At 52.9% G+C, this 23,181-nt stretch carries 22 protein-coding genes and 3 rRNA genes (1 of these 25 cut by a window edge); 18 read left to right on the top strand and 7 right to left on the bottom strand.

Annotation, left to right across the window (positions count from 1 at the left end):
• From AC55FS_RS19235 to AC55FS_RS19220, 4 genes are all read left to right on the top strand, one after another.
• Window positions 1–448, top strand: a 16S ribosomal RNA gene (locus AC55FS_RS19235) (it extends 1,091 nt beyond the left edge of the window).
• Between the two features lie 234 nt (window positions 449–682).
• A 23S ribosomal RNA gene (locus AC55FS_RS19230) occupies window positions 683–3,570 on the top strand.
• A 164-nt stretch (window positions 3,571–3,734) separates the two neighbouring features.
• Window positions 3,735–3,850: ribosomal RNA gene (gene rrf / locus AC55FS_RS19225) — 5S ribosomal RNA — on the top strand.
• Together the 16S, 23S and 5S rRNA genes form the textbook arrangement of a ribosomal RNA operon.
• A gap of 204 nt (window positions 3,851–4,054) precedes the next feature.
• On the top strand, window positions 4,055–4,234 hold the full coding sequence (locus AC55FS_RS19220) for a hypothetical protein (protein ID WP_496933914.1): 180 nt from the start codon (window positions 4,055–4,057) through the stop codon (window positions 4,232–4,234).
• Window positions 4,235–4,409: 175 nt separating this feature from the next.
• Here the strand turns inward: AC55FS_RS19220 and AC55FS_RS19215 are convergent, their stop codons facing one another.
• From AC55FS_RS19215 to pomA, 4 genes are all read right to left on the bottom strand, one after another.
• The gene (locus AC55FS_RS19215; RefSeq protein WP_496933913.1) at window positions 4,410–5,135 is read right to left on the bottom strand and encodes a 16S rRNA (uracil(1498)-N(3))-methyltransferase; all 726 of its coding nucleotides are present in this window, start codon (window positions 5,133–5,135) and stop codon (window positions 4,410–4,412) included.
• 98 nt (window positions 5,136–5,233) lie between these two features.
• A complete protein-coding gene (locus tag AC55FS_RS19210) occupies window positions 5,234–5,818 on the bottom strand; it encodes a PilZ domain-containing protein (protein WP_496933912.1) in 585 nt (194 codons plus the stop codon).
• Between the two features lie 30 nt (window positions 5,819–5,848).
• Window positions 5,849–6,826, bottom strand: coding sequence for a flagellar motor protein MotB (locus AC55FS_RS19205; protein ID WP_496933911.1), 978 nt, complete (start codon window positions 6,824–6,826; stop codon window positions 5,849–5,851).
• 2 nt (window positions 6,827–6,828) lie between these two features.
• Entirely contained in the window at window positions 6,829–7,587 is a 759-nt protein-coding gene (pomA, locus tag AC55FS_RS19200) for a flagellar motor protein PomA (protein ID WP_496933910.1), read from the bottom strand.
• Between the two features lie 220 nt (window positions 7,588–7,807).
• On the opposite strand from pomA, the gene AC55FS_RS19195 reads away from it, so the two are divergent.
• The 4 genes from AC55FS_RS19195 to nosR all read left to right on the top strand — a co-directional run bounded on the left by AC55FS_RS19195 (window position 7,808) and on the right by nosR (window position 12,377).
• Window positions 7,808–8,050, top strand: a complete 243-nt coding sequence (locus tag AC55FS_RS19195; protein WP_496933909.1) for an exodeoxyribonuclease VII small subunit — start codon at window positions 7,808–7,810, stop codon at window positions 8,048–8,050.
• A complete protein-coding gene (gene ispA, locus AC55FS_RS19190) occupies window positions 8,047–8,925 on the top strand; it encodes a (2E,6E)-farnesyl diphosphate synthase (protein WP_496933908.1) in 879 nt (292 codons plus the stop codon). The genes AC55FS_RS19195 and ispA overlap by 4 nt, the downstream gene beginning before the upstream one ends.
• A gap of 90 nt (window positions 8,926–9,015) precedes the next feature.
• A complete protein-coding gene (gene dxs / locus AC55FS_RS19185; protein WP_496933907.1) occupies window positions 9,016–10,896 on the top strand; it encodes a 1-deoxy-D-xylulose-5-phosphate synthase in 1,881 nt (626 codons plus the stop codon).
• Between the two features lie 68 nt (window positions 10,897–10,964).
• Complete coding sequence (nosR, locus tag AC55FS_RS19180; RefSeq protein ID WP_496933906.1) at window positions 10,965–12,377, top strand: response regulator c-di-GMP phosphodiesterase, NosR family; 1,413 nt, start codon at window positions 10,965–10,967, stop codon at window positions 12,375–12,377.
• Here the strand turns inward: nosR and ribA are convergent.
• A complete protein-coding gene (gene ribA / locus AC55FS_RS19175; RefSeq protein ID WP_496933905.1) occupies window positions 12,346–12,957 on the bottom strand; it encodes a GTP cyclohydrolase II in 612 nt (203 codons plus the stop codon). The genes nosR and ribA overlap by 32 nt on opposite strands.
• Window positions 12,958–13,091: 134 nt before the next feature.
• Between ribA and AC55FS_RS19170 the strand changes: the two genes are divergently transcribed.
• From AC55FS_RS19170 to AC55FS_RS19135, 8 genes are all read left to right on the top strand, one after another.
• Window positions 13,092–13,766, top strand: a complete 675-nt coding sequence (locus tag AC55FS_RS19170) for a zinc metallopeptidase (RefSeq protein WP_496933904.1) — start codon at window positions 13,092–13,094, stop codon at window positions 13,764–13,766.
• Between the two features lie 232 nt (window positions 13,767–13,998).
• Window positions 13,999–14,442, top strand: a complete 444-nt coding sequence (gene rpsF / locus AC55FS_RS19165; RefSeq protein WP_496933903.1) for a 30S ribosomal protein S6 — start codon at window positions 13,999–14,001, stop codon at window positions 14,440–14,442.
• A gap of 14 nt (window positions 14,443–14,456) precedes the next feature.
• On the top strand, window positions 14,457–14,687 hold the full coding sequence (gene rpsR / locus AC55FS_RS19160) for a 30S ribosomal protein S18 (protein ID WP_094059612.1): 231 nt from the start codon (window positions 14,457–14,459) through the stop codon (window positions 14,685–14,687).
• 60 nt (window positions 14,688–14,747) lie between these two features.
• Window positions 14,748–15,578, top strand: coding sequence for a hypothetical protein (locus AC55FS_RS19155; RefSeq protein WP_496933902.1), 831 nt, complete (start codon window positions 14,748–14,750; stop codon window positions 15,576–15,578).
• A 28-nt stretch (window positions 15,579–15,606) separates the two neighbouring features.
• Window positions 15,607–16,053 carry a 50S ribosomal protein L9 gene (gene rplI, locus AC55FS_RS19150; RefSeq protein ID WP_094059614.1) on the top strand — a complete coding sequence of 149 codons (447 nt, stop codon included), beginning with the start codon at window positions 15,607–15,609 and terminating at the stop codon, window positions 16,051–16,053.
• A 118-nt stretch (window positions 16,054–16,171) separates the two neighbouring features.
• Window positions 16,172–17,545 (top strand): replicative DNA helicase, encoded by a 1,374-nt coding sequence (dnaB, locus tag AC55FS_RS19145; protein WP_496933901.1) that lies wholly within the window; start codon window positions 16,172–16,174, stop codon window positions 17,543–17,545.
• Window positions 17,546–17,555: 10 nt separating this feature from the next.
• Window positions 17,556–18,182: a GNAT family N-acetyltransferase gene (locus AC55FS_RS19140; protein ID WP_496933900.1), complete on the top strand. Its 627-nt coding sequence runs from the start codon at window positions 17,556–17,558 to the stop codon at window positions 18,180–18,182.
• Complete coding sequence (locus tag AC55FS_RS19135; RefSeq protein ID WP_496933899.1) at window positions 18,179–18,700, top strand: GNAT family N-acetyltransferase; 522 nt, start codon at window positions 18,179–18,181, stop codon at window positions 18,698–18,700. The genes AC55FS_RS19140 and AC55FS_RS19135 overlap by 4 nt, the downstream gene beginning before the upstream one ends.
• Before the next feature lie 14 nt (window positions 18,701–18,714).
• Here AC55FS_RS19135 and AC55FS_RS19130 read toward each other — a convergent pair whose 3' ends face one another.
• Window positions 18,715–18,858 carry a zinc ribbon domain-containing protein gene (locus AC55FS_RS19130; protein ID WP_496933898.1) on the bottom strand — a complete coding sequence of 48 codons (144 nt, stop codon included), beginning with the start codon at window positions 18,856–18,858 and terminating at the stop codon, window positions 18,715–18,717.
• Between the two features lie 154 nt (window positions 18,859–19,012).
• On the opposite strand from AC55FS_RS19130, the gene AC55FS_RS19125 reads away from it, so the two are divergent.
• Window positions 19,013–19,852 carry an N-acyl homoserine lactonase family protein gene (locus AC55FS_RS19125; RefSeq protein ID WP_496933897.1) on the top strand — a complete coding sequence of 280 codons (840 nt, stop codon included), beginning with the start codon at window positions 19,013–19,015 and terminating at the stop codon, window positions 19,850–19,852.
• Between the two features lie 147 nt (window positions 19,853–19,999).
• Here the strand turns inward: AC55FS_RS19125 and AC55FS_RS19120 are convergent, their stop codons facing one another.
• Window positions 20,000–21,961, bottom strand: a complete 1,962-nt coding sequence (locus AC55FS_RS19120) for a TonB-dependent copper receptor (protein ID WP_496933896.1) — start codon at window positions 21,959–21,961, stop codon at window positions 20,000–20,002.
• A 163-nt stretch (window positions 21,962–22,124) separates the two neighbouring features.
• On the opposite strand from AC55FS_RS19120, the gene AC55FS_RS19115 reads away from it, so the two are divergent.
• Entirely contained in the window at window positions 22,125–23,135 is a 1,011-nt protein-coding gene (locus AC55FS_RS19115; RefSeq protein WP_496933895.1) for a type I glyceraldehyde-3-phosphate dehydrogenase, read from the top strand.
• The last annotated feature ends 46 nt before the right edge of the window (window positions 23,136–23,181 follow it).

Genomic DNA, 23,181 nt, shown 5'->3' with positions numbered 1-23,181 from the left:
GTCCCGTAACGAGCGCAACCCTTGTCCTTAGTTGCCATCATTTAGTTGGGGACTCTAAGGAGACTGCCGGTGACAAACCGGAGGAAGGCGGGGACGACGTCAAGTCATCATGGCCCTTACGAGTAGGGCTACACACGTGCTACAATGGCGTATACAGAGGGTTGCGAAGCCGCGAGGTGAAGCTAATCTCACAAAGTACGTCGTAGTCCGGATTGGAGTCTGCAACTCGACTCCATGAAGTCGGAATCGCTAGTAATCGTGAATCAGAATGTCACGGTGAATACGTTCCCGGGCCTTGTACACACCGCCCGTCACACCATGGGAGTGGGTTGCTCCAGAAGTAGCTAGCTTAACCTTCGGGAGAGCGGTTACCACGGAGTGATTCATGACTGGGGTGAAGTCGTAACAAGGTAGCCCTAGGGGAACCTGGGGCTGGATCACCTCCTTAAACGATGCTTCAGTCATCTCAGCTAAGTGCTCACACGAATTGCTTTAATGCTTTTAATACAAGACTTCGGTCCTGTATTGCTCTTTAAAAATTTGGATACATGAGAATGAGAATTCTCAAGCGAACCGGCGGTTGCTTGATTTGATTAATTACTACCCGTAATTAATCAGTAAGCCCAACCATAAAGTTTCACATTTCATAGCTTGTAAATGTTGAGACGGTTTGGGGTTATATGGTCAAGTGACTAAGCGTGCACGGTGGATGCCTTGGCATCTGGAGGCGATGAAAGACGTGGTAGCCTGCGATAAGTTTCGGGGAGGTGGCAAACAACCTTTGATCCGGAAATCTCTGAATGGGGAAACCCACCTGTCATAAGGCAGGTATCTGCAACTGAATACATAGGTTGTAGAGGCGAACCGGGAGAACTGAAACATCTAAGTACCCCGAGGAAAAGAAATCAACCGAGATTCCCTTAGTAGCGGCGAGCGAACGGGGACCAGCCCTTAAGCTGCTTTGTAGATAGTAGAACGCTCTGGAAAGTGCGGCCGTAGTGGGTGATAGCCCCGTATACGAAATCTTATCTGCAGTGAAATCGAGTAGGTCGGGACACGTGATATCCTGACTGAATATGGGGGGACCATCCTCCAAGGCTAAATACTCCCAGATGACCGATAGTGAACCAGTACCGTGAGGGAAAGGCGAAAAGAACCCCTGTGAGGGGAGTGAAATAGATCCTGAAACCGTGTACGTACAAGCAGTGGGAGCCGACTTTGTTCGGTGACTGCGTACCTTTTGTATAATGGGTCAGCGACTTAATGTTAGTGGCAAGGTTAAGCTTATAGCGGAGCCGTAGGGAAACCGAGTGTTAACTGCGCGTCCAGTCGCTAGCATTAGACCCGAAACCGGGCGATCTATCCATGAGCAGGTTGAAGGTTGAGTAACATCAACTGGAGGACCGAACCCACTGTCGTTGAAAAGCCAGGGGATGACTTGTGGATCGGAGTGAAAGGCTAATCAAGCCCGGAGATAGCTGGTTCTCCTCGAAAACTATTTAGGTAGTGCCTCGGACGAATGCCACTGGGGGTAGAGCACTGTTAAGGCTAGGGGGTCATCCCGACTTACCAACCCTTTGCAAACTCCGAATACCAGTGAGTACTATCCGGGAGACACACGGCGGGTGCTAACGTCCGTCGTGAAAAGGGAAACAACCCAGACCGTCAGCTAAGGTCCCAAAGTTACAGTTAAGTGGGAAACGATGTGGGAAGGCTAAAACAGCTAGGAGGTTGGCTTAGAAGCAGCCACCCTTTAAAGAAAGCGTAATAGCTCACTAGTCGAGTCGGCCTGCGCGGAAGATATAACGGGGCTCAAACTGTACACCGAAGCTACGGATGCACTTTGTGCATGGTAGAGGAGCGTTCTGTAAGCCGTTGAAGGTCAAGGTGTGAACCAGGCTGGAGGTATCAGAAGTGCGAATGCTGACATGAGTAACGATAAGGGGTGTGAAAAACATCCCCGCCGGAAACCCAAGGGTTCCTGTCCAACGTTAATCGGGGCAGGGTTAGTCGGCCCCTAAGGCGAGGCTGAGAAGCGTAGTCGATGGGAAACAGGTTAATATTCCTGTACTTGTTTGTAGTGCGATGGGGGGACGGAGAAGGCTAGGCCAGCACGGCGTTGGTTGTCCGTGTTTAAGCTGGTAGGCAGAGAACTTAGGTAAATCCGGGTTCTTAATGCCGAGACGTGATGACGGTGACTCTACGGAGTCCGAAGTGGTCGATGCCATGCTTCCAGGAAAAGCCTCTAAGCTTCAGCTACAAAGAAACCGTACTCTAAACCGACACAGGTGGGTAGGTAGAGAATACCAAGGCGCTTGAGAGAACTCGGGTGAAGGAACTAGGCAAAATGGCACCGTAACTTCGGGAGAAGGTGCGCCGGTTTTGGTGAAGGACTTGCTCCGTAAGCTGAGACCGGTCGAAGATACCAGGTGGCTGCGACTGTTTATTAAAAACACAGCACTCTGCAAACACGAAAGTGGACGTATAGGGTGTGACGCCTGCCCGGTGCCGGAAGGTTAATTGATGGGGTTAGCATCTGCGAAGCTCTTGATCGAAGCCCCGGTAAACGGCGGCCGTAACTATAACGGTCCTAAGGTAGCGAAATTCCTTGTCGGGTAAGTTCCGACCTGCACGAATGGCGTAACGATGGCCACACTGTCTCCACCCGAGACTCAGTGAAATTGAATTCGCAGTTAAGATGCTGCGTTCCCGCGGCTAGACGGAAAGACCCCGTGAACCTTTACTACAGCTTCACAGTGAACTTTGAATTGGCTTGTGTAGGATAGCTGGGAGGCTTTGAAGCCAGGACGCCAGTCCTGGTGGAGCCAACCTTGAAATACCAGCCTGGTCAATTTGGGGTTCTAACTCAGGTCCATTATCTGGATCGAGGACACTGTGTGGTGGGTAGTTTGACTGGGGCGGTCTCCTCCCAAAGAGTAACGGAGGAGCACGAAGGTCGGCTAATCTTGGTCGGACATCAAGAGGTTAGTGCAATGGCATAAGCCGGCTTAACTGCGAGACAGACACGTCGAGCAGGTACGAAAGTAGGTCATAGTGATCCGGTGGTTCTGTATGGAAGGGCCATCGCTCAACGGATAAAAGGTACTCCGGGGATAACAGGCTGATACCGCCCAAGAGTTCACATCGACGGCGGTGTTTGGCACCTCGATGTCGGCTCATCACATCCTGGGGCTGAAGCCGGTCCCAAGGGTATGGCTGTTCGCCATTTAAAGTGGTACGCGAGCTGGGTTTAGAACGTCGTGAGACAGTTCGGTCCCTATCTGCCGTGGGCGTTTGAGATTTGAGAAGAGTTGCTCCTAGTACGAGAGGACCGGAGTGAACGAACCTCTGGTGTTCCGGTTGTATCGCCAGATGCATTGCCGGGTAGCTACGTTCGGACGGGATAAACGCTGAAAGCATCTAAGCGTGAAGCCTCCTTCAAGATGAGATCTCACTGGAACTTCGAGTTCCCTGTAGGGCCCAGGAAGACTACCTGGTTGATAGGCAGGGTGTGTAAGCGTTGTGAGGCGTTGAGCTAACCTGTACTAATTGCCCGTGAGGCTTGACCATATAACACCCAAACCCGGGTGGGCGGCTGAAACTTCAGCACAAGCCAAGAAATACGAACAGGCACCGCCGGTTCGCAAGAGAATTCTCAAAAACACTCATGTATCCAACCTTATTTGAAGTCACGTCGCTGAACGCGTAAGACGACAACACTTCATACAGGTTTGCTTGACGACAATAGAGCTGTGGAACCACCTGAATCCATCCCGAACTCAGAAGTGAAACGCAGCATCGCCGATGGTAGTGTGGGGTCTCCCCATGTGAGAGTAGGTCATCGTCAAGCTCTTATTCAAAACCCCGGTAGCTCACGCTATCGGGGTTTTTTCGTTTTAAATCGCCAACAATCATAGCCACGCCAGACCGAACGCCGTTCTAGACCTATCGAAGTCATAATGCCGCGATCCTGCGCTTATTCTACAGCCTCGCTAGCGCACGCTACTCATCTCTCACCCCAAGGTTTTTAGTGGTATATCGCCAGGCGCTCATCGTGGCGTTGCTATTTAATACGGTCATTATCAGTGCTGATGCCAATAGCCCAAAAATCCCCAGCATTTTATTACGCCTAGCCAACTTCTCCTCGTGTTACCTAATCATGCTCACCAACACCGATGCTGATATTGGCATCACGGACAAACGCCTTTCAGCAATGACCTACTGGCTTAGGTAAATTCGGAGGATGTGTATTGAACGCAGCAAACAGTGGAGCATCGTAAACCTACGATGCTCCCAAAAGCCTCGCGAGGAACATTGGCTTGGCTAGGTAAAGACGTGATTTAAAAAGATATAAAAGGTGGAATAAAGCAATGAAGGCCGTGCGATAACGGCCGCTTGTCTTGTCGGCGTTAGAAGTCGCCCCATTGATATTGCAATACCGCCAGCGCTGTCAGTGCCGCAGTTTCGGTTCTTAATATGCGAGGTCCTAATGTCAGACCATTAAATTGCCGTTGCTGACAAAGAGCCACCTCATCGTCACTCAATCCACCTTCTGGGCCCACCAGTAATGCTACCGACTCGGGCACGGCTTGTTCCTTTAATGGGCTTTGATTATGTGGGTGCAATACCAACTTGCAGTCTGCTTGAATCTGAGCGAGCCAATCTGACAAGGTTTGTGGTGCATGAATGGTCGGTACCTGGCAGCGTCCTGATTGCTCGCAAGCAGAAATAGCGACGCGCTGCCAATGCTCACATTTCTTTTGTAAGCGTTCTTGATTTAATTTCACATCACAGCGCTGACTCCATAATGGCGTGATGTCATGGATACCCAGCTCTGTGGCTTTTTGAATGGTGAAGTCCATGCGGTCGCCCTTGGAGATCACCTGACCCAGGTGTAAATGCAAAGGAGATGTCTGCTCGGTTTTTCGCAGTGCAGCAATAAACGCATCAGCGGATTTTTTACTGACGTTGCATAGGCTGGCGTCATATTCATGCCCCTGGCCATCAAAGACTATGATGGCATCGTCATTTTGCATGCGCAGTACCCGAACTAGATGTCCAGCGCTGGTGGCATCGAGGGTGACCGAGGTATTAGGAGTTATTGGTCCTGGGCAATAAATTCTTGGAGTGGCCATTAATCGCTGCTGCTGTCAGTAAAAGAAGCCATGGTAGCAAATCTTGCTGGCCTAGAGCGGACAGTTTGCTGAGCAGCTATAGCGTTTTAAAACAGCGCTTAGCTGTCATCCTCAGAGTTAGTGTCTTGCTCCTGCTGGCGAGCTTTCAGATTTCGGTTCTGCAGTTGGAATAAGTGCTGAATGAGCAGCTCCTGCTCAGCCTCGGTCAGACCTTCAAAGTTGACTCTCACGTGATGGGGCTTATTTTCTTCACCGGATGGGCTGACGGAAATCACTCGCCCCCGCAGCTCCAACACTGTATTGGATGGCTTCAGTTGCATGTTCAACATCAAATGATGGTCGGTATCGAGGGCTTCGGCGGTATTAAAGGCCATGCCGCAGGCACTGAGATTAATCCGTGTTCTGGCTTCGCTGGAACTGAGTGCTCGTTGCTGAGTGGTCTGCTGCCCGCTTTGAGCCAGTAAGTTCAGTTTTTGATTCAGCAGCTCAGCTAAGCGTGAAACCTGTGGGTTTTGCGACTTAAGCTGATAAATCAGTGCGCCTAACTCCTGTTCAATTTCTTGCAGCTCGGTTTTTACCTGGCTGGTGTGCTGTGTCAGCTCAGATAACTCTTCCGGGCTAAAGACTTGAAAGTCCAATACCACTTCGTCATCAAGACGAAAGAAACGACGGCGTTCTTCCATGCTATTGAGTCTCTCCTTTGCTCCGGTTCATTAAAAAATCTCACTGGGCTGCAGTTCAAAGTCTTCCGGCCGTGCATTGACGGCGCCTTCAACGCGATCATCTTCTGACTCGATTTCAGGTTGATCATCGGTTGAATCCGGTTTGTCTCTCAAGATTACTATTTCAACCCGACGGTTGCGCGCCCTCGATTCGGCATTGGTATTTTCTACCAGCGGGCGCTTATCGGCATGACCAACAATTTGAAAGCGGGTGGCATCCAGCTCGGGGGCGATAAATAGCTCTTCAGCAAAGGCTGCTGCTCGGGCGGTCGATAGGCCCCAGTTGGTGCGAAAACGTCCGCCACCGACGGGAATATCGTCGGTATGACCTTCTACTGAAATACGCCCCGGCACGGTAACCAGCACTTCGCGAATTTTGTCGATAACAGGCAGAAATCTGTCTTCAATAAAGTCTGAGCCTGAGCGAAATACCCCACGTTGCTGAATGCGAATAATGATCTTTTTGCCCGAGGTCTCAATTTCAACCTGACCGCGGGCAATTTCACTTTCCAGCTCTTGAGCCATTTGCATGGCTTCTTGCTCAACTTCTTCGCTACTGATCTGCTCTTTTGGTACGACCACTTCGCGTGTCATCTCCCCCTGATCACCCTGGCGTTCTTCTTGTTGAGTCACTTCATCCTGACACAAGACTTCGAGCGAACTTTTGGTGATATCACTGGTTTTCTGCCGGATCTCGTTAATGGGCGTTGGCTCAGGAATCGACGGACTAAAGTGCCGGGCAATAACACTGGTGCCTTTGGGGGGATCGCTGGCATTGATAATGGTCTGTACACCAAAGGCATTGCGCAGCTCACCGGCTAAGCGCTTAAATTTCATCGCATCCATTTCAGAAAACGACAGCAGCAATACAAAGAAGCACATCAGCAGCGACATTAGATCGGCAAAGGTCATTACCCAACCGGCTATGGCTGGGCATTCGGGACATTCCTGCTCCTCTTCTTCAGCCATACTTATTCGTCTCCGCCAGTGCGCTTGCCTTCTTGGATATAGGCTTGCAGCATTGCTTCGATCACACGTGGATTCTGGCCGGCTTGAATGGCTAATAAGGCATCGATAATCATCGATTTAAGGCGATCTTCTTCGTCCTTGCGTAAGCGCAATTTATCGGCCACTGGCAAGGCAAACATATTCGCTAACATGGCGCCATAAAGGGTGGTCAGCAAGGCCACCGCCATGGCAGGGCCAATGGCTTTAGGGTCGTCCATATTTGCTAACATGGCCACCAAGCCGATCAAGGTACCAATCATGCCCATCGCCGGGCCGACATCGCCAATCTGTTGAAATATTGACGACCCTACGTCGTGGCGGGCACTGGATAAACGCACCTCTTTGGTGAGCAAGGTTCGCACCACATCAGGATCGTGACCATCAACCAATAGCTGAATGCCGCGTGCCAGAAAATCATCGCTGACTTCTTTACCTTCTAGTGATAACAAGCCACCTTTACGGGCCAAACCGGCCAGTTCGACCACTTCCTCAATAATTTTTTCTGGTTTGCTGAGTTTGAAAGCAAAGGCTTTACCGGCAATTTTGGCCGCGCCTATGAACTGTCCCAGTTCATATTTCATCATGACTGCAAAGATGGTTCCGCCGATAACGATCAGAACCGATGGCACGTTGAAGAACATCCCAATGTCGCCGCCCAGCACCATGGCCATGCCGACGATGATAAACGCTCCCACCATGCCAACGAGTGATGCGAGATCCACTATCGCTCCTTTGAATAGTCCGTGAGTTGCTGAGAGTTTAGCCAATGTTGGCCGGTGTTTCTGTCTTTCCTGTAGCGAATGACAAAGCACCAAAGCCGAATCTTTAAACTAGTCGATGATCACCGAGTTGACCCACTCCAAGGTCGCGGTTAGTGTTGCCGCACATTGCAGACACGGCTTGAGTCGCTGTGCTCTGTTCATCGGCCAAGGGTAGAAAAATATGAGCGATGCGGCGCAAGAGTTTGAATTTGAAACGGCACTGGAGCAGTTGGAGCAGCTGGTAAACCAGATGGAAAGCGGCCAATTGACCCTGGAGCAGTCGTTGCAGGCATTTGAGCAGGGCGTTGCCCTCACCCGTCGCTGCCAGCAAACCCTGAGCCAGGCAGAGCAGCGTGTGAAGTTGCTGGTCGAGCAAAATGGCAGCAGTGTGGAGCAGCCGTTTAATCTGGATGGCGACGAATGAGTCTGGCCGATACCCTGCAGCAGGTACAACAACGTAGTCAGCAGCAATTGCAGCAGGCGCTTATGGCGTTGAACATTCAAGATGCTCGTTTGGCTGACGCCATGCACTATGGGCTATTAAATGGAGGCAAGCGTTTGCGTCCGTTGCTGGTTTACGGTGCTGCTGAAGCCGTCGGCTGTGAATGGACGGATGTTGATGCGGCAGCGGTGGCGATCGAAATGATCCACAGCTACAGCCTGGTACACGATGATTTGCCGGCGATGGATAACGACGATCTACGCCGCGGCAAACCCACTTGTCATATTGCCTTTGATGAAGCGACGGCAATTCTTGCTGGCGATGCGCTGCAAACTGCCGCGTTTGAGCATTTGTGTCGCTGCTCTGCCGACGATGCATTAAAGTTGCGCTGGCTTAGCGTTTTGAGCCGTGCTGCTGGAGCCGCTGGCATGGTGGCTGGTCAGGCCATCGATCTCAATCATGTTGGCCAATCTATGGAGCTACAGCAGCTGCAAATCATGCATCAGCATAAAACCGGAGCTTTGATTACCGCAGCCATTGAAATGGGGGCGCTGGCGGGTCAGCCGTCGGACACAGAACTAGACGCACTGCGGCGTTGCGGTGATGCTATTGGCTTGGCATTTCAGGTGCAGGACGACATTCTGGATATCGAAGGTGATACCGCCACTTTAGGCAAGCAACAGGGTGCCGATGTAGCGCGGGATAAACCTACTTATCCGGCCTTGTTGGGGATGCAAGGAGCGCGTCAAAAAGCACAGCAGTTGATCGATGAAGCACAGCAGTGGCTGATGCAATTGTCGGGTGATACCCACACCCTGACCGCATTGGCACATTACGTGATCAAGCGAGATCATTGAACAGCGCTACTCATTGATGGAGTGAGCCGGTAGAATGTGCCTCCTTTACGCCCTGACCGGCAGATTCACCGACCGGGATCACACCGCCTGATGTTTACCGAAATACCTTCACAACGCCCAGATACGCCGCTGCTGGACAGCATTGACCAGCCCGCCGATATGAAGTCGTTGTCGACGCCGCAGTTGCAGCAGTTGTGCGAAGAAGTGCGTGCGTTTTTGCTCTATAGCGTGGGCCAATCCGGTGGGCATTTTGGTGCCGGTTTAGGCGTGGTGGAACTGACCGTCGCTTTGCATCATGTGTTTAATACGCCGGACGATCGTCTGGTGTGGGATGTCGGTCATCAGGCCTATCCACACAAGATCCTCACCGGCCGCCGCGAGCAGATGACACGTATTCGCCAGGCCGACGGCCCAGCGGCGTTTCCGCTGCGCAGTGAAAGCGCTTTTGATACCTTTGGTGTTGGCCACTCCAGTACGTCTATCAGTGCGGCACTGGGTATGGCGTTGGCGTTTCGTCAGCAACAATTGCCACGTCAGGCGGTCGCGATTATTGGTGATGGGGCGATGACGGCGGGTATGGCGTTTGAAGCACTGAATCATGCCGGCCATGAAAAGGCAGACATGTTGGTGATTTTGAACGACAACGACATGTCCATCTCCAACAATGTTGGCGCCTTGAACAAATACTTTACCCGCATCTGGTCGAGCCGAACCTATTCGGCCATGCGTGAGGGTAGCAAGAAGGTTCTGGAAAAGATTCCGGCTGCCTGGGAATTTGCTCGTCGTACTGAAGAGCATATGAAGGGCATGGTCGCGCCTGGCACCTTGTTTGAAGAGCTTGGCTTTAATTATTACGGCCCGATTGATGGCCATGATCTAAATGAGCTTGTGCTGCAGCTGCAAAACTTAAAAGATTTGCCAGGCCCAAGATTCCTGCATGTGGTCACGCGCAAAGGCAAAGGCTTTGAGCCGGCTGAGCAAGACCCCATTAAGTACCATGCGTTAAAGCCACAAACGGCCAAGGCCAGTGTTGCCAAACGTCCCACTTATTCCAATGTGTTTGGTGACTGGCTGTGTGATCAGGCCGAGCTGGATGAGCGTTTGGTCGGCATTACCCCGGCCATGCGTGAAGGCTCGGATCTGATTCGCTTTTCCCAGCAGTACCCACAGCGCTATTACGATGTCGCCATCGCCGAGCAACACGCGGTGACGCTGGCGGCAGGTTTGGCCTGTGAGGGCAGCAAACCCGTGGTGGCCATTTACTCCACCTTTTTGCAGCGCGCCTACGATCAGCTGATCCATGACGTGACCTTGCAAAACCTCGATGTGTTATTTGCCATCGATCGCGCCGGTTTGGTTGGCGAGGATGGCCCGACCCATCATGGTGCCTATGATCTCAGCTATTTACGCTGCATTCCTAACCTGGTCATTATGACGCCATCCGATGAAAACGAATGCCGGCAAATGCTACACACCGGATATATGCATCCAGGTCCTGCGGCAGTGCGTTATCCGCGTGGCTCAGGCCCAGATGCCGAGCTGCAAAGTGAACTGACGCCGTTGCCCATTGGCAAGGGCGTTATTCGTCGTCAGCGCCAAGCGGCAGACGGCGGCAGCGCTTTACTGGCCTTTGGTGCTCCCCTCAGTGTGGCGCTGCATGCGGCACAACAGCGTGATGTGACGGTTGCCGATATGCGCTTTGTGAAGCCGTTAGATGAAGAGCTAGTGGTGCGCTTGGCGCAGCAACATGAGCAGCTGATCACCTTAGAAGAAAACGCCACTGCCGGCGGTGCCGGCAGCGCGGTACTGGAATGCTTGGCTCGACACGGCATTCACATCCCTGTGGTGACGTTAGGCATACCCGATCGTTATATCGATCATGCCAGCGTGGCGCAGCAGCATGAAGAGATTGGCCTGACCCTGGAGCATGTACTACAAACCATCGACCGTAAGGGCGATAACGGCCACTAAAACATCCGGCCTGTGGTCGCGACGTACTATGCTGGTGACATCAGCATAGGGAGGTTGCGGAGCAGGCTATGGTTGCAACAGATACCAACGAAGTGCTTGGCGATGTACTGATCGTCGATGACGAAGAGGCCATTTGCCAGGCATTAAAACGTTTGCTGCGTCGTCAGCACAATGTCATGACTGCCAACAGTGGCGCTGAGGCCATTGAGCTGCTGTCAAAATCCAGCTTTGACGTCATTTTGTCCGATATGCGTATGCCGGGCATGACCGGCGCCGATTTATTGGCCCATTGTCGGCGTGATCATCCCGATATGATTCGTATTCTGGTCACGGGTTATTCAGACCTGGAGTCGGCGGTGCGGGCGATTAACGAAGGCAATATTTATCGTTATGTGGCCAAACCCTGGGATAACGACGACTTACGTCAGCTGGTGGCTGAAGCGGTAGAAATTCGCACCCTGCGCAGTGCCAACCAAGCATTAAATCAACACATTATCCATCAAAACGATGAGCTTGCTCGCCTTAACCGTCAGCTGCAATTGAGCAATGGTCAGTTGGAAGCCAAAGTGGGCGAGCGTGAGCAGCAATTGCTCATTACCAATCGTCGGCTGCGTTCCGATATGCGCTCGGTATTACATATGTTGGTGTCGCTTATCGAAACCCGCATTGGTGTGCAGCGAGGCAATAGTACTCGGGCAGCGCACCTGGCACGTGCCTTTGCCAGAAGAGTGGGCTTAACGGATAGCGAAGTCGAAGATATTTATATTGCAGCGTTACTGCGCGATATCGGTAAGGTATCTCTGCCGGATCAGATTGTTGGGCAATCTGTGGTGGATATGAGCGTGGCTGAACGGGTCGAGTTTGCTCAGTTTCCTGCTCTTGGCCAGTCGATGTTAATGTTGTACGAGCCATTGGCCGGTGCTGCTAGCATCATTCGCTCACACATGGAACTGTACAATGGCAAAGGTTTTCCCGATAAGCTCAAGGGCTCGGCGATTTCCTGTGCCGCCCGTATTTTGCGCATCGTTTCTGATTATGTGGATATGCAAAATATTCACAATTTTTTGGGCGAAACACTGGAGCCAGAACTGGCGCAAAAATATTTAAAAAATATGGCGGGCCATCGCTACGACCCTGAGCTGGTCGAAGTATTTGAAGAGCTGCTAGAGGATGTGGATGGGCACTTCGCCACTGAGCACATTCGTTTGCCGGTGATGGAAGCCGAGGTTGGCATGTTGCTGAGTGCGCCTTTGATGTCACCAGCGGGTATGGTGCTGTTGTCAGAAGGCACCCGACTGACAGAGCACCATATTGAAAAACTGCATGAGCTAGTCGAGCAGTTCGAAGGCCACGAAATTTATGTGCATGTACGCAATGAATCGGCGGTCGAGGCTCAGCCTGACACTGAGCTCGAGCCTGACACTGAGCCTGAACATATGAGTGAGGAGGTCAATCCTCCGGAGCATCATCCTGATGCGTGAACATATGGCCTAACTTGCTGGCTTTAGTCGCCAGATAAGCATCGTTGTGTGGATTGCGACCGACCTGCAGTGGCACGCGCTCGCTGACATCAACGCCAGCATTGGACAGGGCTTTCACTTTGCGTGGATTGTTGGTCATCAAACGAATCGCCTTGATGCCCAGGTGTGTCAACATCGGTTCACACATGGAGTAATCGCGCATATCGGCGCCAAAACCCAGCTGCTCGTTGGCTTCTACCGTATCGGCTCCCTGGTCTTGCAAGTTGTAGGCACGAATCTTATTCAACAGGCCAATGCCGCGTCCTTCTTGGCGCAAATACAGAATCACTCCTCGGCCTGCTTCGGCTACCGCATTCATCGCTGCTTCTAACTGATAGCCGCAATCACAACGCATGCTATACAGAGCATCGCCCGTCAGGCACTCCGAATGGGCGCGCGCCAGTACCGGTTCGCCACTGTCTATGTCGCCCATGGTAAGAGCGACGTGCTCTTTGCCAGTGGCGGTTTCTTCAAAGCCATGCATGGTAAATACGCCAAAGGGCGTGGGCAGTTTCGATGATGCAACGTATCGGATGCTCAAGGGTGTTTCCCTCAGGGGTCAATCGGGCGCGTAATACTACCAGTGACACGGCGCTAATCCTATGTCGGGATTGAGTGTTCCGGCATTCATTCCGGACCGTTACCATGGGGGCTGAACATTAGAGGATGCTCGCCATGATGTGGCTGTTGTTATTGTTGCTGATCTTGTTGCTGTTATTAGGTCCTGGACTGTGGGTATCCCACGTGATGAAAAAACACAGCCGACAACGTGGCGATTATCCTGGCACGGGCGGAGATATGGCTCGCCATCTGCTCGCTAAACTGCACCTCGATCAGGTACAGCTGGAGCCAACTGACAGTGGTGATCATTATGATCCCAGCAGTCGCACAGTGCGTTTGTCGGCGGCCAATATGGACGGGCGTTCGTTAACGGCGGTGGCGGTGGCTGCCCACGAGGTTGGTCATGCTCTGCAACATGCCGATCGTGAATCCTTGTTTCAATTACGCACTGTGTTGGCCCACGTGGCGGTGTGGTCGGAGCGCATTATTCCGGTGGTGCTGCTGACACTGCCATTGATAGCCTGGCTGCAGCCAGGGCTATCGCGCTGGAGTCTGATGCTGGCGGTGGCTGCCATGCTGATATCGACCTTAGTGCACCTAGTGACCTTGCCGGTCGAGTGGGATGCCAGTTTTGGCAAGGCGTTGCCGCTATTGCAGCAAGGTGATTATTTAAGCGAAACCGATTTGGCCAACGCCAGGCAGATTTTGCGCGCTGCAGCCTTGACCTATGTTGCCGGATCGCTGATGAGCTTGCTCAATGTCTGGCGCTGGTGGCGTTATCTGAGATAAAAAAAGCCGGTCATGGGCATGACCGGCGTAAATGCGTTGGGATCTAATCGCTTTCAGCATAACCCCGTTAGCGCCCTTGCCCATGCGGTCAGATGTCGCAGTTGGTTAAGGTTTGAACTGCACAGGCTGTTCTGATACTATCCGCAGCCCTTTATCTGTCCTGGCTTGCCAGCGACAGACTCCTTGCCTTACCGGATGGGCCGGAAGGCTATAAACCCATAAGGAGTTGACAATGCGTCACTACGAAATCGTTTTTCTGGTTCACCCAGATCAAAGCGAACAAGTACCAGCCATGGTAGAGCGTTACACCAACAGCATCGAAGCGTCTGGCGGTAAAATCCACCGTTTCGAAGACTGGGGTCGTCGTCACCTGGCATACCCAATCAACGACATCCATAAAGCACATTACATTCTGATGAACGTTGAATGTTCACAAGAAGTGCTGGACGAGCTGACTACCAACTTCCGTTACAACGATGCTGTTCTGCGTAACATGGTTATCCGTCGCGACGAAGCCGTGACTGAGCTGTCTCCAATCAAAGCGGCTGAAAGCCGTGAAGATCGTCGCCGCGAAGCTCGCAGCGAAGAGCGTGCAGCTGAGGCAAAAGCTGAAGAAGACGCGGACGCTACTGAAGCGGACGCAGAAGAATCTACTGCTGACGAAAGCGCAGAGTAATAGGAGTTTTAGTCATGGCACGTTTTTTCCGTCGTCGTAAGTTCTGCCGTTTCACCGCTGAAGGTGTATCTGAGATCGACTACAAAGATCTGGACACGCTGAAAGGCTACATCACTGAAACTGGCAAAATCGTACCAAGCCGTATCACTGGTACCCGTGCTAAGTATCAGCGTCAGCTGTCTACTGCGATCAAGCGCGCGCGCTACATCGCTTTGCTGCCTTACACTGATCAGCACGACAACTAATCGTTGTTCTGATACCCCAGCTGGTTGAGTGACCTGATGTTATCTATCGCTCGATGGGCTATGACCAGCCGCACACAGGCAACTGTGGCGGCTGGTGCTGCTTTAGCCATCCCATTGTTGTTCTGGTTGGGAGCGGCCATCGTTGCACTGGTGACCTTGCGTCATGGGGCAGCGGAAGGCAGTCGCGTATTTATGTGGGCCTCGCTGCCGGGCATTGCTTGGTTAGCAGCGGGAGATCCGACTCCTTTGGTTAGCGCCTTGGGTGCAGGTGTGGGAGCCGTGGTTCTCAACCGCAGTGTACGTTTGGATTGGGCTATTGCTATGTCGGTGCTGGTTGGCATCGCATTGTACTTTAGCCTGCCGTTGATGATGTCAGAGGTCATGCCTTTGATCGTCAGCAACAGCGAAGCCGCAGTGGCGGACGCTTTGCAGAACCGGCCGGAAGTTCTGGCACAGGTGCAAGCGTACGTAGCCCCTCTGATCAGTGGCGGGCTGGCATCACTGTTTGTACTGATTATTAATCTGTGTCTGTTATTGGGACGCTACTGGCAGAGTGCCTTGTATAACCCAGGTGGGTTTGGCACTGAATTTAAGCAGTTGCGGTTGCCTGTGGCAGTGACAGCACCGGTAGTATTGGTGTTGTTTATGGCCGGGCAGTTACAGCCTCAGTTAGCCGGATTGGTACCACTGTTAACGGTGCCATTGATTCTGGCTGCACTGGCGTTGATCCATGGCGCGGTGGCCAAAACCGCTGCCAGTCCGATTTGGTTGACGGTGACTTACCTCAGCTTGTTATTCTTCGGGCCATACATGTACACATTACTAATTTTCGTAGCGTTGCTGGACAGTCTGTTGGACGTTCGCTCGCGACTAAAAGACACGGCTAGCTAATCGTTGGCCCTGTAATGAGGAATTAAAAATGCAAATTATTCTGCTGGAAAAAATCGCCAAGCTGGGCGAACTGGGTGAGCAAGTAACCGTTAAGCCAGGCTACGCTCGTAACTTCCTGTTCCCACAAGGCAAAGCGGTACCTGCAACAAAAACCAATGTTGCTGAGTTCGAAGCACGTCGTGCCGAGCTGGAAAAAGCTGCTGCTGACAAGCTGGCTGGTGCTGAGTCTCGTAAAGAGAAAATTGAAGAAATCGAACTGTCTGTTGCTGTTAAAGCGGGCGACGAAGGCAAGCTGTTCGGTTCTCTGGGCAACCGTGACATCGCTGAACTGGCGACTGAAGCGGGTGTTGAACTGGCGAAAGCAGAAGTGCGTTTGCCAGAAGGTCCTATTCGCAACGTTGGCGAATACGACATTGCTATCCACCTGCACGCAGAAGTGGAAGCAACTCTGAAACTGCACGTCGTTTCTGAGTAATACTTTACTGTGCGGCCATGGCCGTGACAGAAAGTAGCAAAAAAGGCACTATTGGATGCGTTCAATAGTGCTTTTTTTTGCCCCACCGTTTTCCAATCGATGAGTGAATGACGCAGCCATGAGCGACGAGCACGAAACCTCCTTGCGAACCCCGCCGCATTCGGTTGAAGCCGAACAGTCGGTATTAGGGGCCCTGATGCTGGACGAACGCGCCTGGGAAGATGTGTCGGAAAGCCTCGAAGACAACGACTTTTATCGCCATGACCATCGGCTGATTTTCCGCGCCATCACCCATTTGGTGTCGCAAGAGCAGCCTCTCGATGTGGTCACCGTGGCAGAAGAGCTGGAAGAGCGCTCGCAGCTGGAGAAAATAGGCGGCGCCGCTTACCTGAGCCAGCTGGTCGATATGACCCCCGCGATCGATAACTGTGCAGCTTACGCCACCATTGTGCGCGAACGAGCGCAGCAACGGCGATTAATCGAAGCCGCCAGCGATATGATGCAGCGTGCTTACGAGCCAGACGGTGCCGACTCGCTGACCTTGCTGTCGGATGCGGAAAAGGCCATCGCCCAGATTGCCGAAGGCAACCGCAAAGACGGTGGTCCGCAAGTGGTCGGACCGATTCTGAAAAACACCCTCGATCAGCTTGATCAGATGTTTAATCAGCCCGATGGCTTGACTGGCCTGACCACGGGCTTTGCCGATATCGATTCACGTACCTCGGGTTTGCAAAAGGCCGACTTGGTGATTGTTGCGGCTCGTCCGTCGATGGGAAAAACCACCTACTCGATGAACCTGGTGGAAAACGCCTTGCTGGCCACCAAACGTCCGTGCTTGGTTTTCAGTATGGAGATGCCATCGGAATCCATCGTCATGCGGATGCTGTCGTCGTTAGGGCGTATCGACCAGACCCGTATTCGTAGCGGCAAGCTGATCGAAGAGGACTGGCCCAAGCTGTCGGCGGCGGTCAATATGCTCAAAGATTTGCCGCTGTATATCGATGACACCCCGGCACTGACGCCGCAGGAAATGCGTGCCCGAGCACGTAAGGTGTATCGTGAAAACAACAATGACTTGGGCATGATCATGGTCGACTACCTGCAGCTGATGCGGGTGTCTGGCCCATCAGAAGGGCGTACCCAGGAAATTTCTGAAATCTCGCGGACGTTAAAAGCCATTGCCAAAGAGTTTAATTGTCCGATGGTGGCGCTGTCGCAGCTTAACCGCTCGTTGGAGCAACGGCCGAATAAGCGTCCGGTAATGTCGGATCTGCGTGAATCGGGCGCCATCGAGCAGGACGCCGATATTATTCAGTTTATTTACCGTGATGAGGTGTATAACGAGGACTCGCCGGATAAAGGCGTGGCCGAAATCATCACAGGTAAGCACCGTAACGGTCCGATTGGTAGCGACCGTCTGGCCTTTATTGGTAAATACACCCGCTTTGAAAATCTCGCCCATGGCTACGGCGGTGGTGACGACGATTATTAACAGGTAGTGCATGAAATTTACTCCCGAATTGGCGTTTGCTGGCGGCCGCTTACGGCCGCTGGCAGACAGCGATGTAGAGCATTTGCTGGCGTTATATCAACAACCCGAGCTGCCGGGTCAAAGACCGCTGGATCCGGCATCGGAACAAGCACAGCAACAGATGCAGCGCTTGATTGAACTGAGTGTGCAAATGGCCGCCACCCAGCGTGGCATGATGTGGTTGCTGGAAGTGAACGGTGAGGTGCAGGGCATGGTGAGCGCCTTTGACTGGCAGCCTTCAGCACTGAGAGTGACGTTGCGAGCTGACGGTTTGCCCAGTTTGCAAGACGAGCACCGGGCTTCGGCGTTGGCTGTCGCTATGGATTTTCTCGCCAGTAAATATCATCTGCGCAATTTTGCTTACCAATGGATTGCAGGTCAGGCCGAATCGCTGAAGACGCTGTTGCAGTCTCTCGGTTTTGAGCGCACGGCCGTGCTGCGCCAAGCGTGGCGCACGGGCGACAACCAGTTTGCCGACATCGAGCAATATCATCTGCTGCGCTCAGAGGCTAAGCCGGTGCCTGGCCGTTTGGGTGAGCAGGATAATCCTGGACAAAACTTGGACAAATCCTTCCACTCACCAGGAGAGTCATCATGAATTGGAACTTTGATGCCGGTGAGTTTCAGTTACGTTTGCCAGTGACAGAGCAAGATGGCGATGCCGTCTATGAGTTGCTTAAGGTGGCTGATAGGCGGGCTCACCTGCCGCAATTGGCTATGGATGTCAGCGCGCAAGCACTGGATGATTTGCGTCGCTGGGCGCTGCGTTTTCAATCGCGTGAAGCGGCTTGCTGGTTGATCGAACAGCAGGATCAGCTGCGCGGCCGCATTGGTTTGCAGCATATCAATTGGATGACACGCTCAGCACAACTGTGGTGGGAGCTGGATGAGCAAATGGTATTGGCGGAACTGCAGCCTGTACTGGCAGCGGTGCTGAATTTTGTTCAACAGGAGCTGAACTTGCACCGGGTGGAGCTGAGAATACGCCGCGGCAATCAGCAGCATGGCCAGCTGGCGCAAGGCCTGGGTTTTGTGCACGAAGGTTATTTGCCGGCGCAGTTGGAGTTTGAGGGCAATAGCATCGATCTGGATATCTACAGCTGGCTGGCCAGTTAAAAAGTTCTGCGGGGTCAGACGTCGTTTTCGCTGCGCACGCTGACCTCGATCTGTCCTTGCCAATCTTGCTGTATGGTAATGACCATTGGCTGGCAGCACACCTGGCAGTCTTCTATGTACTCTTGTTGTGGCTCGGATGGATCCACTAAGATGATCATTGGCTCGCCACAATATGGACAGTGAATAGCATATTCGTCCTGCTGCATGTTTACCCCTCGCTTTTTCAATGCCTCAATACGCGCCTTAGGCTTGATGTCTTAAATTGGATAACCCAATCTGGACCTCCCTTTAATGGACATGCACGGAGGCTCCATGCGTTATTTGTCCCTAATTATATCTAGCTGTTTTTTGCTCAATGCGGCTTATGCGGAGCAGATGCTCTCAGTGCAAGTACTCGACTGCGGCACCTTGGTGAGCCGCAATGCGTCGTTATTTAACAGCAATATCGAAACCGGCACCGAGCAGGTGTTGGCCAATAGCTGTTATTTGATTCGCCACCCTGACGGTACGCTGTTGTGGGACACGGGTATGACCGATGAGCTGGCAAAACTGCCCGACGGCAAAGACATGTGGGATGGCGCCTTTCATGTGTCGATGAGCAAAACCCTATTAGGCCAGCTGGCTGAGCACGGTGTCAGCCCTAAAGACATTGATTACCTGGCCATCTCTCATTTGCACTCCGACCACACCGGCAACGCTAATGCCTTTGCCCAATCAACCTGGTTAGTACAGCGCAGCGAACATAAAGTTTCGACCGGGAAAAAGGCCCGCCAATACGGATTTAAACAGGGCGATTACAACCGTCTGCGCAAGGTGAAAAAACTTAATGGTGATCACGATGTGTTTGGCGACGGCAGCGTGGTAATTGTGCGCACTCCGGGTCATACCCCAGGGCATCAATCGCTGCTACTAAAGCTAAAACAGCATGGCCCTGTGGTGCTCAGTGGTGATTTGTACCATTTTCAGCGCAATCACGACGACCGAGCGGTACCACAGTTTAATGCCGATGCTGGCGATACCCGCGCTTCTTTCGACAAGATCGACCAGCTGATTAAAGACACCGGAGCGCAGCTGTGGATTCAGCACGATAAACCGCAGTTTGATCGGTTAATGGCTGGCGGCAGTGGTGAGCAGCCCGGGCTGTATTTCTAGCTTGGGCTTGTTAACGCGATTTAGCTCGTTAAACATCGATCTTCGCGCCTTAACTGAAAGGTTTTCAGTGCATAACAGCGCGATCGAAATAGCGTTAACAGGCCCTAAGGTTTCGCTTCAAGGTTTTTACAGACTTTGCGCGGGTGGCTAAAACTGCCACGCGCCTTTTAGCCAGAGGCTGCGCCCTGGTTCGTTGATTCGCTGTTGGGTTTCATAGCCAGCCAGTTCCGCCCCTGCTTTGGATACATGCTCGGCATAGGCCCGATCGAACAGGTTATCAATGCCAGCACTGATATTGATATGGTCCAGCGGCTGCCAGCTGGCATTGACCGACAGCAGGGCGAAACCAGGTGTTTTGCCAATATCCTGGCCGACGATAGTGCCTTGGCCGACGGCAACGCGGTTTTGATCGCCGACCAAGCGCAGCAATAGGCCTGTGCTCCACTGACTATGGCGATAGGTCACATCGAGACGGGCTTCTAGCGGCGGTTGCTGTGCCAGTGGCTGATGATCTGTGTCGTTAACGGCGTGCACCCAAGCCAGGGTCGCCAAGCTGTGCCACTGCTCAGTTAACGAATACTGCCAGTCAGTTTCTAGGCCCCAGCTGCGGGCTTCGATCGAACGGGCGTTAGTGGCCGAAGCGCTGATATCAGGCAATTTTTCGATCAAAAGGTAGTGCTGGTGCCAAGCGTAAAAAGCCGCTAATGAACCTTGCACGGCGCTGCTTTGCCAGTGGCCACCGAGGTCGAGCTGGGTGGTGTGTTCGCTGTTTATATCAAAGGTGCTGTCGCGGTCTTGCAGGCCTGGATTGCGCGTACGCTCCCAATAGTCGGCGCTGCGTTGGTTATGGCCGATGCCAGCATAGCTGCTGAGCTGATCACTCCAAGCGCTCTGGTAACGTGCAAAACCACTCACTAGGGTTTGCTGCTGTTGATCGCCGCTGGTGCTTTTGTTGCGGCGGCGATCGCGGCTAGTGTGCTGATCAACACGGGCACCCAGGTACAGCCCTTGCTCTCCTTCTGGTTGGTATTCCAGCCACACACCGGTTTGCTTATGGTCGATGCTGTGCTGGCGGGCGACGGCGTTTATATCTGGGATTTGCATCATGTGCATGGCTTTGCGCAGTCGATGGCTGTCATCCTGCCAGTTAAAACCAAGGCTCCAGTGCTGCTGCCAATCGAACTCCAGCCGGGCGCCGCGAGTTTGACGGTCTGGGTTGCTGACCATTTTTTTGCCGTTATTAGTACGCAGCGAAAAGTTATCCATCACATGGTCGATGTAATGGTTGTAGAGGCTGAGCTGCCATTGCTTCAGCGCTCCGGATGTGGGCTGTTGCTGCCACAGTAATTGATGGTATTCGCGCTCAAAGGCGGCGCCATCCATACCTCGATCGGCATACCGCGCTTCGCCATCGCTGCGACTGGTGGTGAGTTGCAGCAGGCTATGTTGGCTGGGCGTCCAACCTAAGGTGATATCGCCGCTCCAGCGCTGATAAGCCGAGTGCACCTCATTGCCGTTGCCATCTTGGTAGTTATTGGCATCGCTGCGACTGCCATCTAGGCGAACATAACCTAACGCCTGTGCACCGCTGAGGCTGACGATTTGGTCGCTACGGTCGGCACTGCCTTGCACGGCGCTGAGGTAACCATGCAAGCCAGACTCAGGGCGTAGATCGCGTTCAAAGCGCACCACGCCGGCACTGTGTCCACTGCCATAGCGCACGCTTTGTGGCCCTTTCATCACCACCACCTCATCGTAGGCGGCGGGGTAAATATAGGCTGTGGGTGGGTCCATACGACCCCCACAACCACCGAGCAAGGTATCACCATCGATAAAGATGCCTAGGCGAGATCCTGCCATGCCACGCAGCAATGGATCACCATCAGCGCCGCCTTTGCGGGTCACACTAAAGCCTGGAATGGTTTTTAACAGATCGGCACCATCGTGGGCTGGAATAGGCTGGCGGGCAGCTTTGGGATCGGTATGTACCTGCAAGGCAGTATCCGACGTTGGGGCGGTGACGACCACCGGACTAAGTTGAGTTTCGGCCAGGGTTAGCAGAGGAGTAAAAGCTAGAGTCAGAGCAAGATATTCGCCGCGCATACGCATTCAGTCGCCAGTGAAAAAACGGCGCCACTATAAAAGACCATACTTTTTAAAAGGTGTGACAGGGTGTCGCAGTGAGGTTCAGAAGCTTGCGCTAAATCAAGGATGCTTTACCTGGCAGGGTCAAATCCCCGACAATGTTGGCCTGCGAATCAAGGTGAACAGTATGACCACGCGCATTGCCATTAATGGATTTGGCCGAATCGGCCGCTGTATTCTTCGTGCCCTGTACGCCAATGGCTATCGTCAGAACTTGCAAGTGGTGGCCATTAATGAGCTGGCTGATATCGATTCCATCAGTTATATGCTGCGTTATGACAGCACCCATGGCCGCTTTCCGGGGACCGTCAGTGTTGCCGACGAGCGCCATCTGTTGGTCAATGGTGATCGTATTTGCATTCGCCATGAAGCCGACGCCAACCAGCTAGATTGGCAAGCACTGGGGGTGGATCTGGTATTGGAATGCAGTGGTCAGATTAAATCCCGCGCCGATGCCGAAGTGCACCTGCAGCGTGGCGCCGACAAAGTATTGATCTCCAACCCCGCCGACAGCGATGTTGATAACACCATTATTTATGGCCTAAACCACGATACCTTAACGGCCGAGCAGCGCATCGTTTCTAATGGCTCTTGCTCAACCAACTGCTTATTGCCCATTTTAACGGTGTTGGATGAGGCCTGGGGCATTGAGGCCGGGGTGACTACCACCATTCACTCGGCCATGAATGATCAGCCGGTGATTGATGCCTACCACTCGGATTTGCGTCGTACCCGCGCGGCGGGTCAAAGCATAATTCCCGTCGAAACCAGCTTAGCGAAAGGCATCGCGCGGTTATTGCCACATCTGGATGGCCGTATGGAAAGTCTGCACGTTCGGGTGCCCACCATCAATGTGTCGGCCTTGGATGTATCCCTGCAATTGAAGGGCAATGCCAGTGTAGCGGATGTCAACGCGCGGCTCACACAAGCGGCGGAACAACGTTTCCCGGGCGTTTTAGGCATTGCCAATGAAGCCCATGCGTCGATCGACTTTAACCAAGATCCACGCTCAGGCGTGGTGGATGCCACCCAAACCCGGGTCAGCGGCGAGCGTTTGCTGAAGTTGCTGGTGTGGTTTGATAACGAGTGGGGGTTTGCCAATCGCATGTTAGATACCGCTGAGTGCATGACGCGCTGACAAAAAAGGGAACGTCCTGCGGGCCCCAGCCTCTGGGGCCGTCGTT

Source organism: Bacterioplanes sp. CLAM21 (assembly GCF_059641015.1).
The sequence above is the reverse complement of the archived record's forward strand: the minus strand, read 5'-3'. Positions and strand labels throughout refer to the sequence as shown.

Bases quoted from the DNA above. Each gene is read 5' to 3' on its own strand.
- AC55FS_RS19205 (WP_496933911.1), bottom strand. From the start codon at position 6,826: ATGGCTGAAGAAGAGGAGCAGGAATGTCCCGAATGCCCAGCCATAGCC.
- rpsF (WP_496933903.1), top strand. From the start codon at position 13,999: ATGCGTCACTACGAAATCGTTTTTCTGGTTCACCCAGATCAAAGCGAA.
- AC55FS_RS19135 (WP_496933899.1), top strand. From the start codon at position 18,179: ATGAATTGGAACTTTGATGCCGGTGAGTTTCAGTTACGTTTGCCAGTG.
- nosR (WP_496933906.1), top strand. From the start codon at position 10,965: ATGGTTGCAACAGATACCAACGAAGTGCTTGGCGATGTACTGATCGTC.
- rpsR (WP_094059612.1), top strand. From the start codon at position 14,457: ATGGCACGTTTTTTCCGTCGTCGTAAGTTCTGCCGTTTCACCGCTGAA.
- dnaB (WP_496933901.1), top strand. From the start codon at position 16,172: ATGAGCGACGAGCACGAAACCTCCTTGCGAACCCCGCCGCATTCGGTT.
- ispA (WP_496933908.1), top strand. From the start codon at position 8,047: ATGAGTCTGGCCGATACCCTGCAGCAGGTACAACAACGTAGTCAGCAG.
- AC55FS_RS19125 (WP_496933897.1), top strand. From the start codon at position 19,013: ATGCGTTATTTGTCCCTAATTATATCTAGCTGTTTTTTGCTCAATGCG.
- AC55FS_RS19120 (WP_496933896.1), bottom strand. From the start codon at position 21,961: ATGCGTATGCGCGGCGAATATCTTGCTCTGACTCTAGCTTTTACTCCT.
- rplI (WP_094059614.1), top strand. From the start codon at position 15,607: ATGCAAATTATTCTGCTGGAAAAAATCGCCAAGCTGGGCGAACTGGGT.
- AC55FS_RS19115 (WP_496933895.1), top strand. From the start codon at position 22,125: ATGACCACGCGCATTGCCATTAATGGATTTGGCCGAATCGGCCGCTGT.
- AC55FS_RS19140 (WP_496933900.1), top strand. From the start codon at position 17,556: ATGAAATTTACTCCCGAATTGGCGTTTGCTGGCGGCCGCTTACGGCCG.
- AC55FS_RS19215 (WP_496933913.1), bottom strand. From the start codon at position 5,135: ATGGCCACTCCAAGAATTTATTGCCCAGGACCAATAACTCCTAATACC.
- AC55FS_RS19210 (WP_496933912.1), bottom strand. From the start codon at position 5,818: ATGGAAGAACGCCGTCGTTTCTTTCGTCTTGATGACGAAGTGGTATTG.
- AC55FS_RS19155 (WP_496933902.1), top strand. From the start codon at position 14,748: ATGACCAGCCGCACACAGGCAACTGTGGCGGCTGGTGCTGCTTTAGCC.
- AC55FS_RS19170 (WP_496933904.1), top strand. From the start codon at position 13,092: ATGATGTGGCTGTTGTTATTGTTGCTGATCTTGTTGCTGTTATTAGGT.
- AC55FS_RS19195 (WP_496933909.1), top strand. From the start codon at position 7,808: ATGAGCGATGCGGCGCAAGAGTTTGAATTTGAAACGGCACTGGAGCAG.
- dxs (WP_496933907.1), top strand. From the start codon at position 9,016: ATGTTTACCGAAATACCTTCACAACGCCCAGATACGCCGCTGCTGGAC.
- AC55FS_RS19130 (WP_496933898.1), bottom strand. From the start codon at position 18,858: ATGATCATCTTAGTGGATCCATCCGAGCCACAACAAGAGTACATAGAA.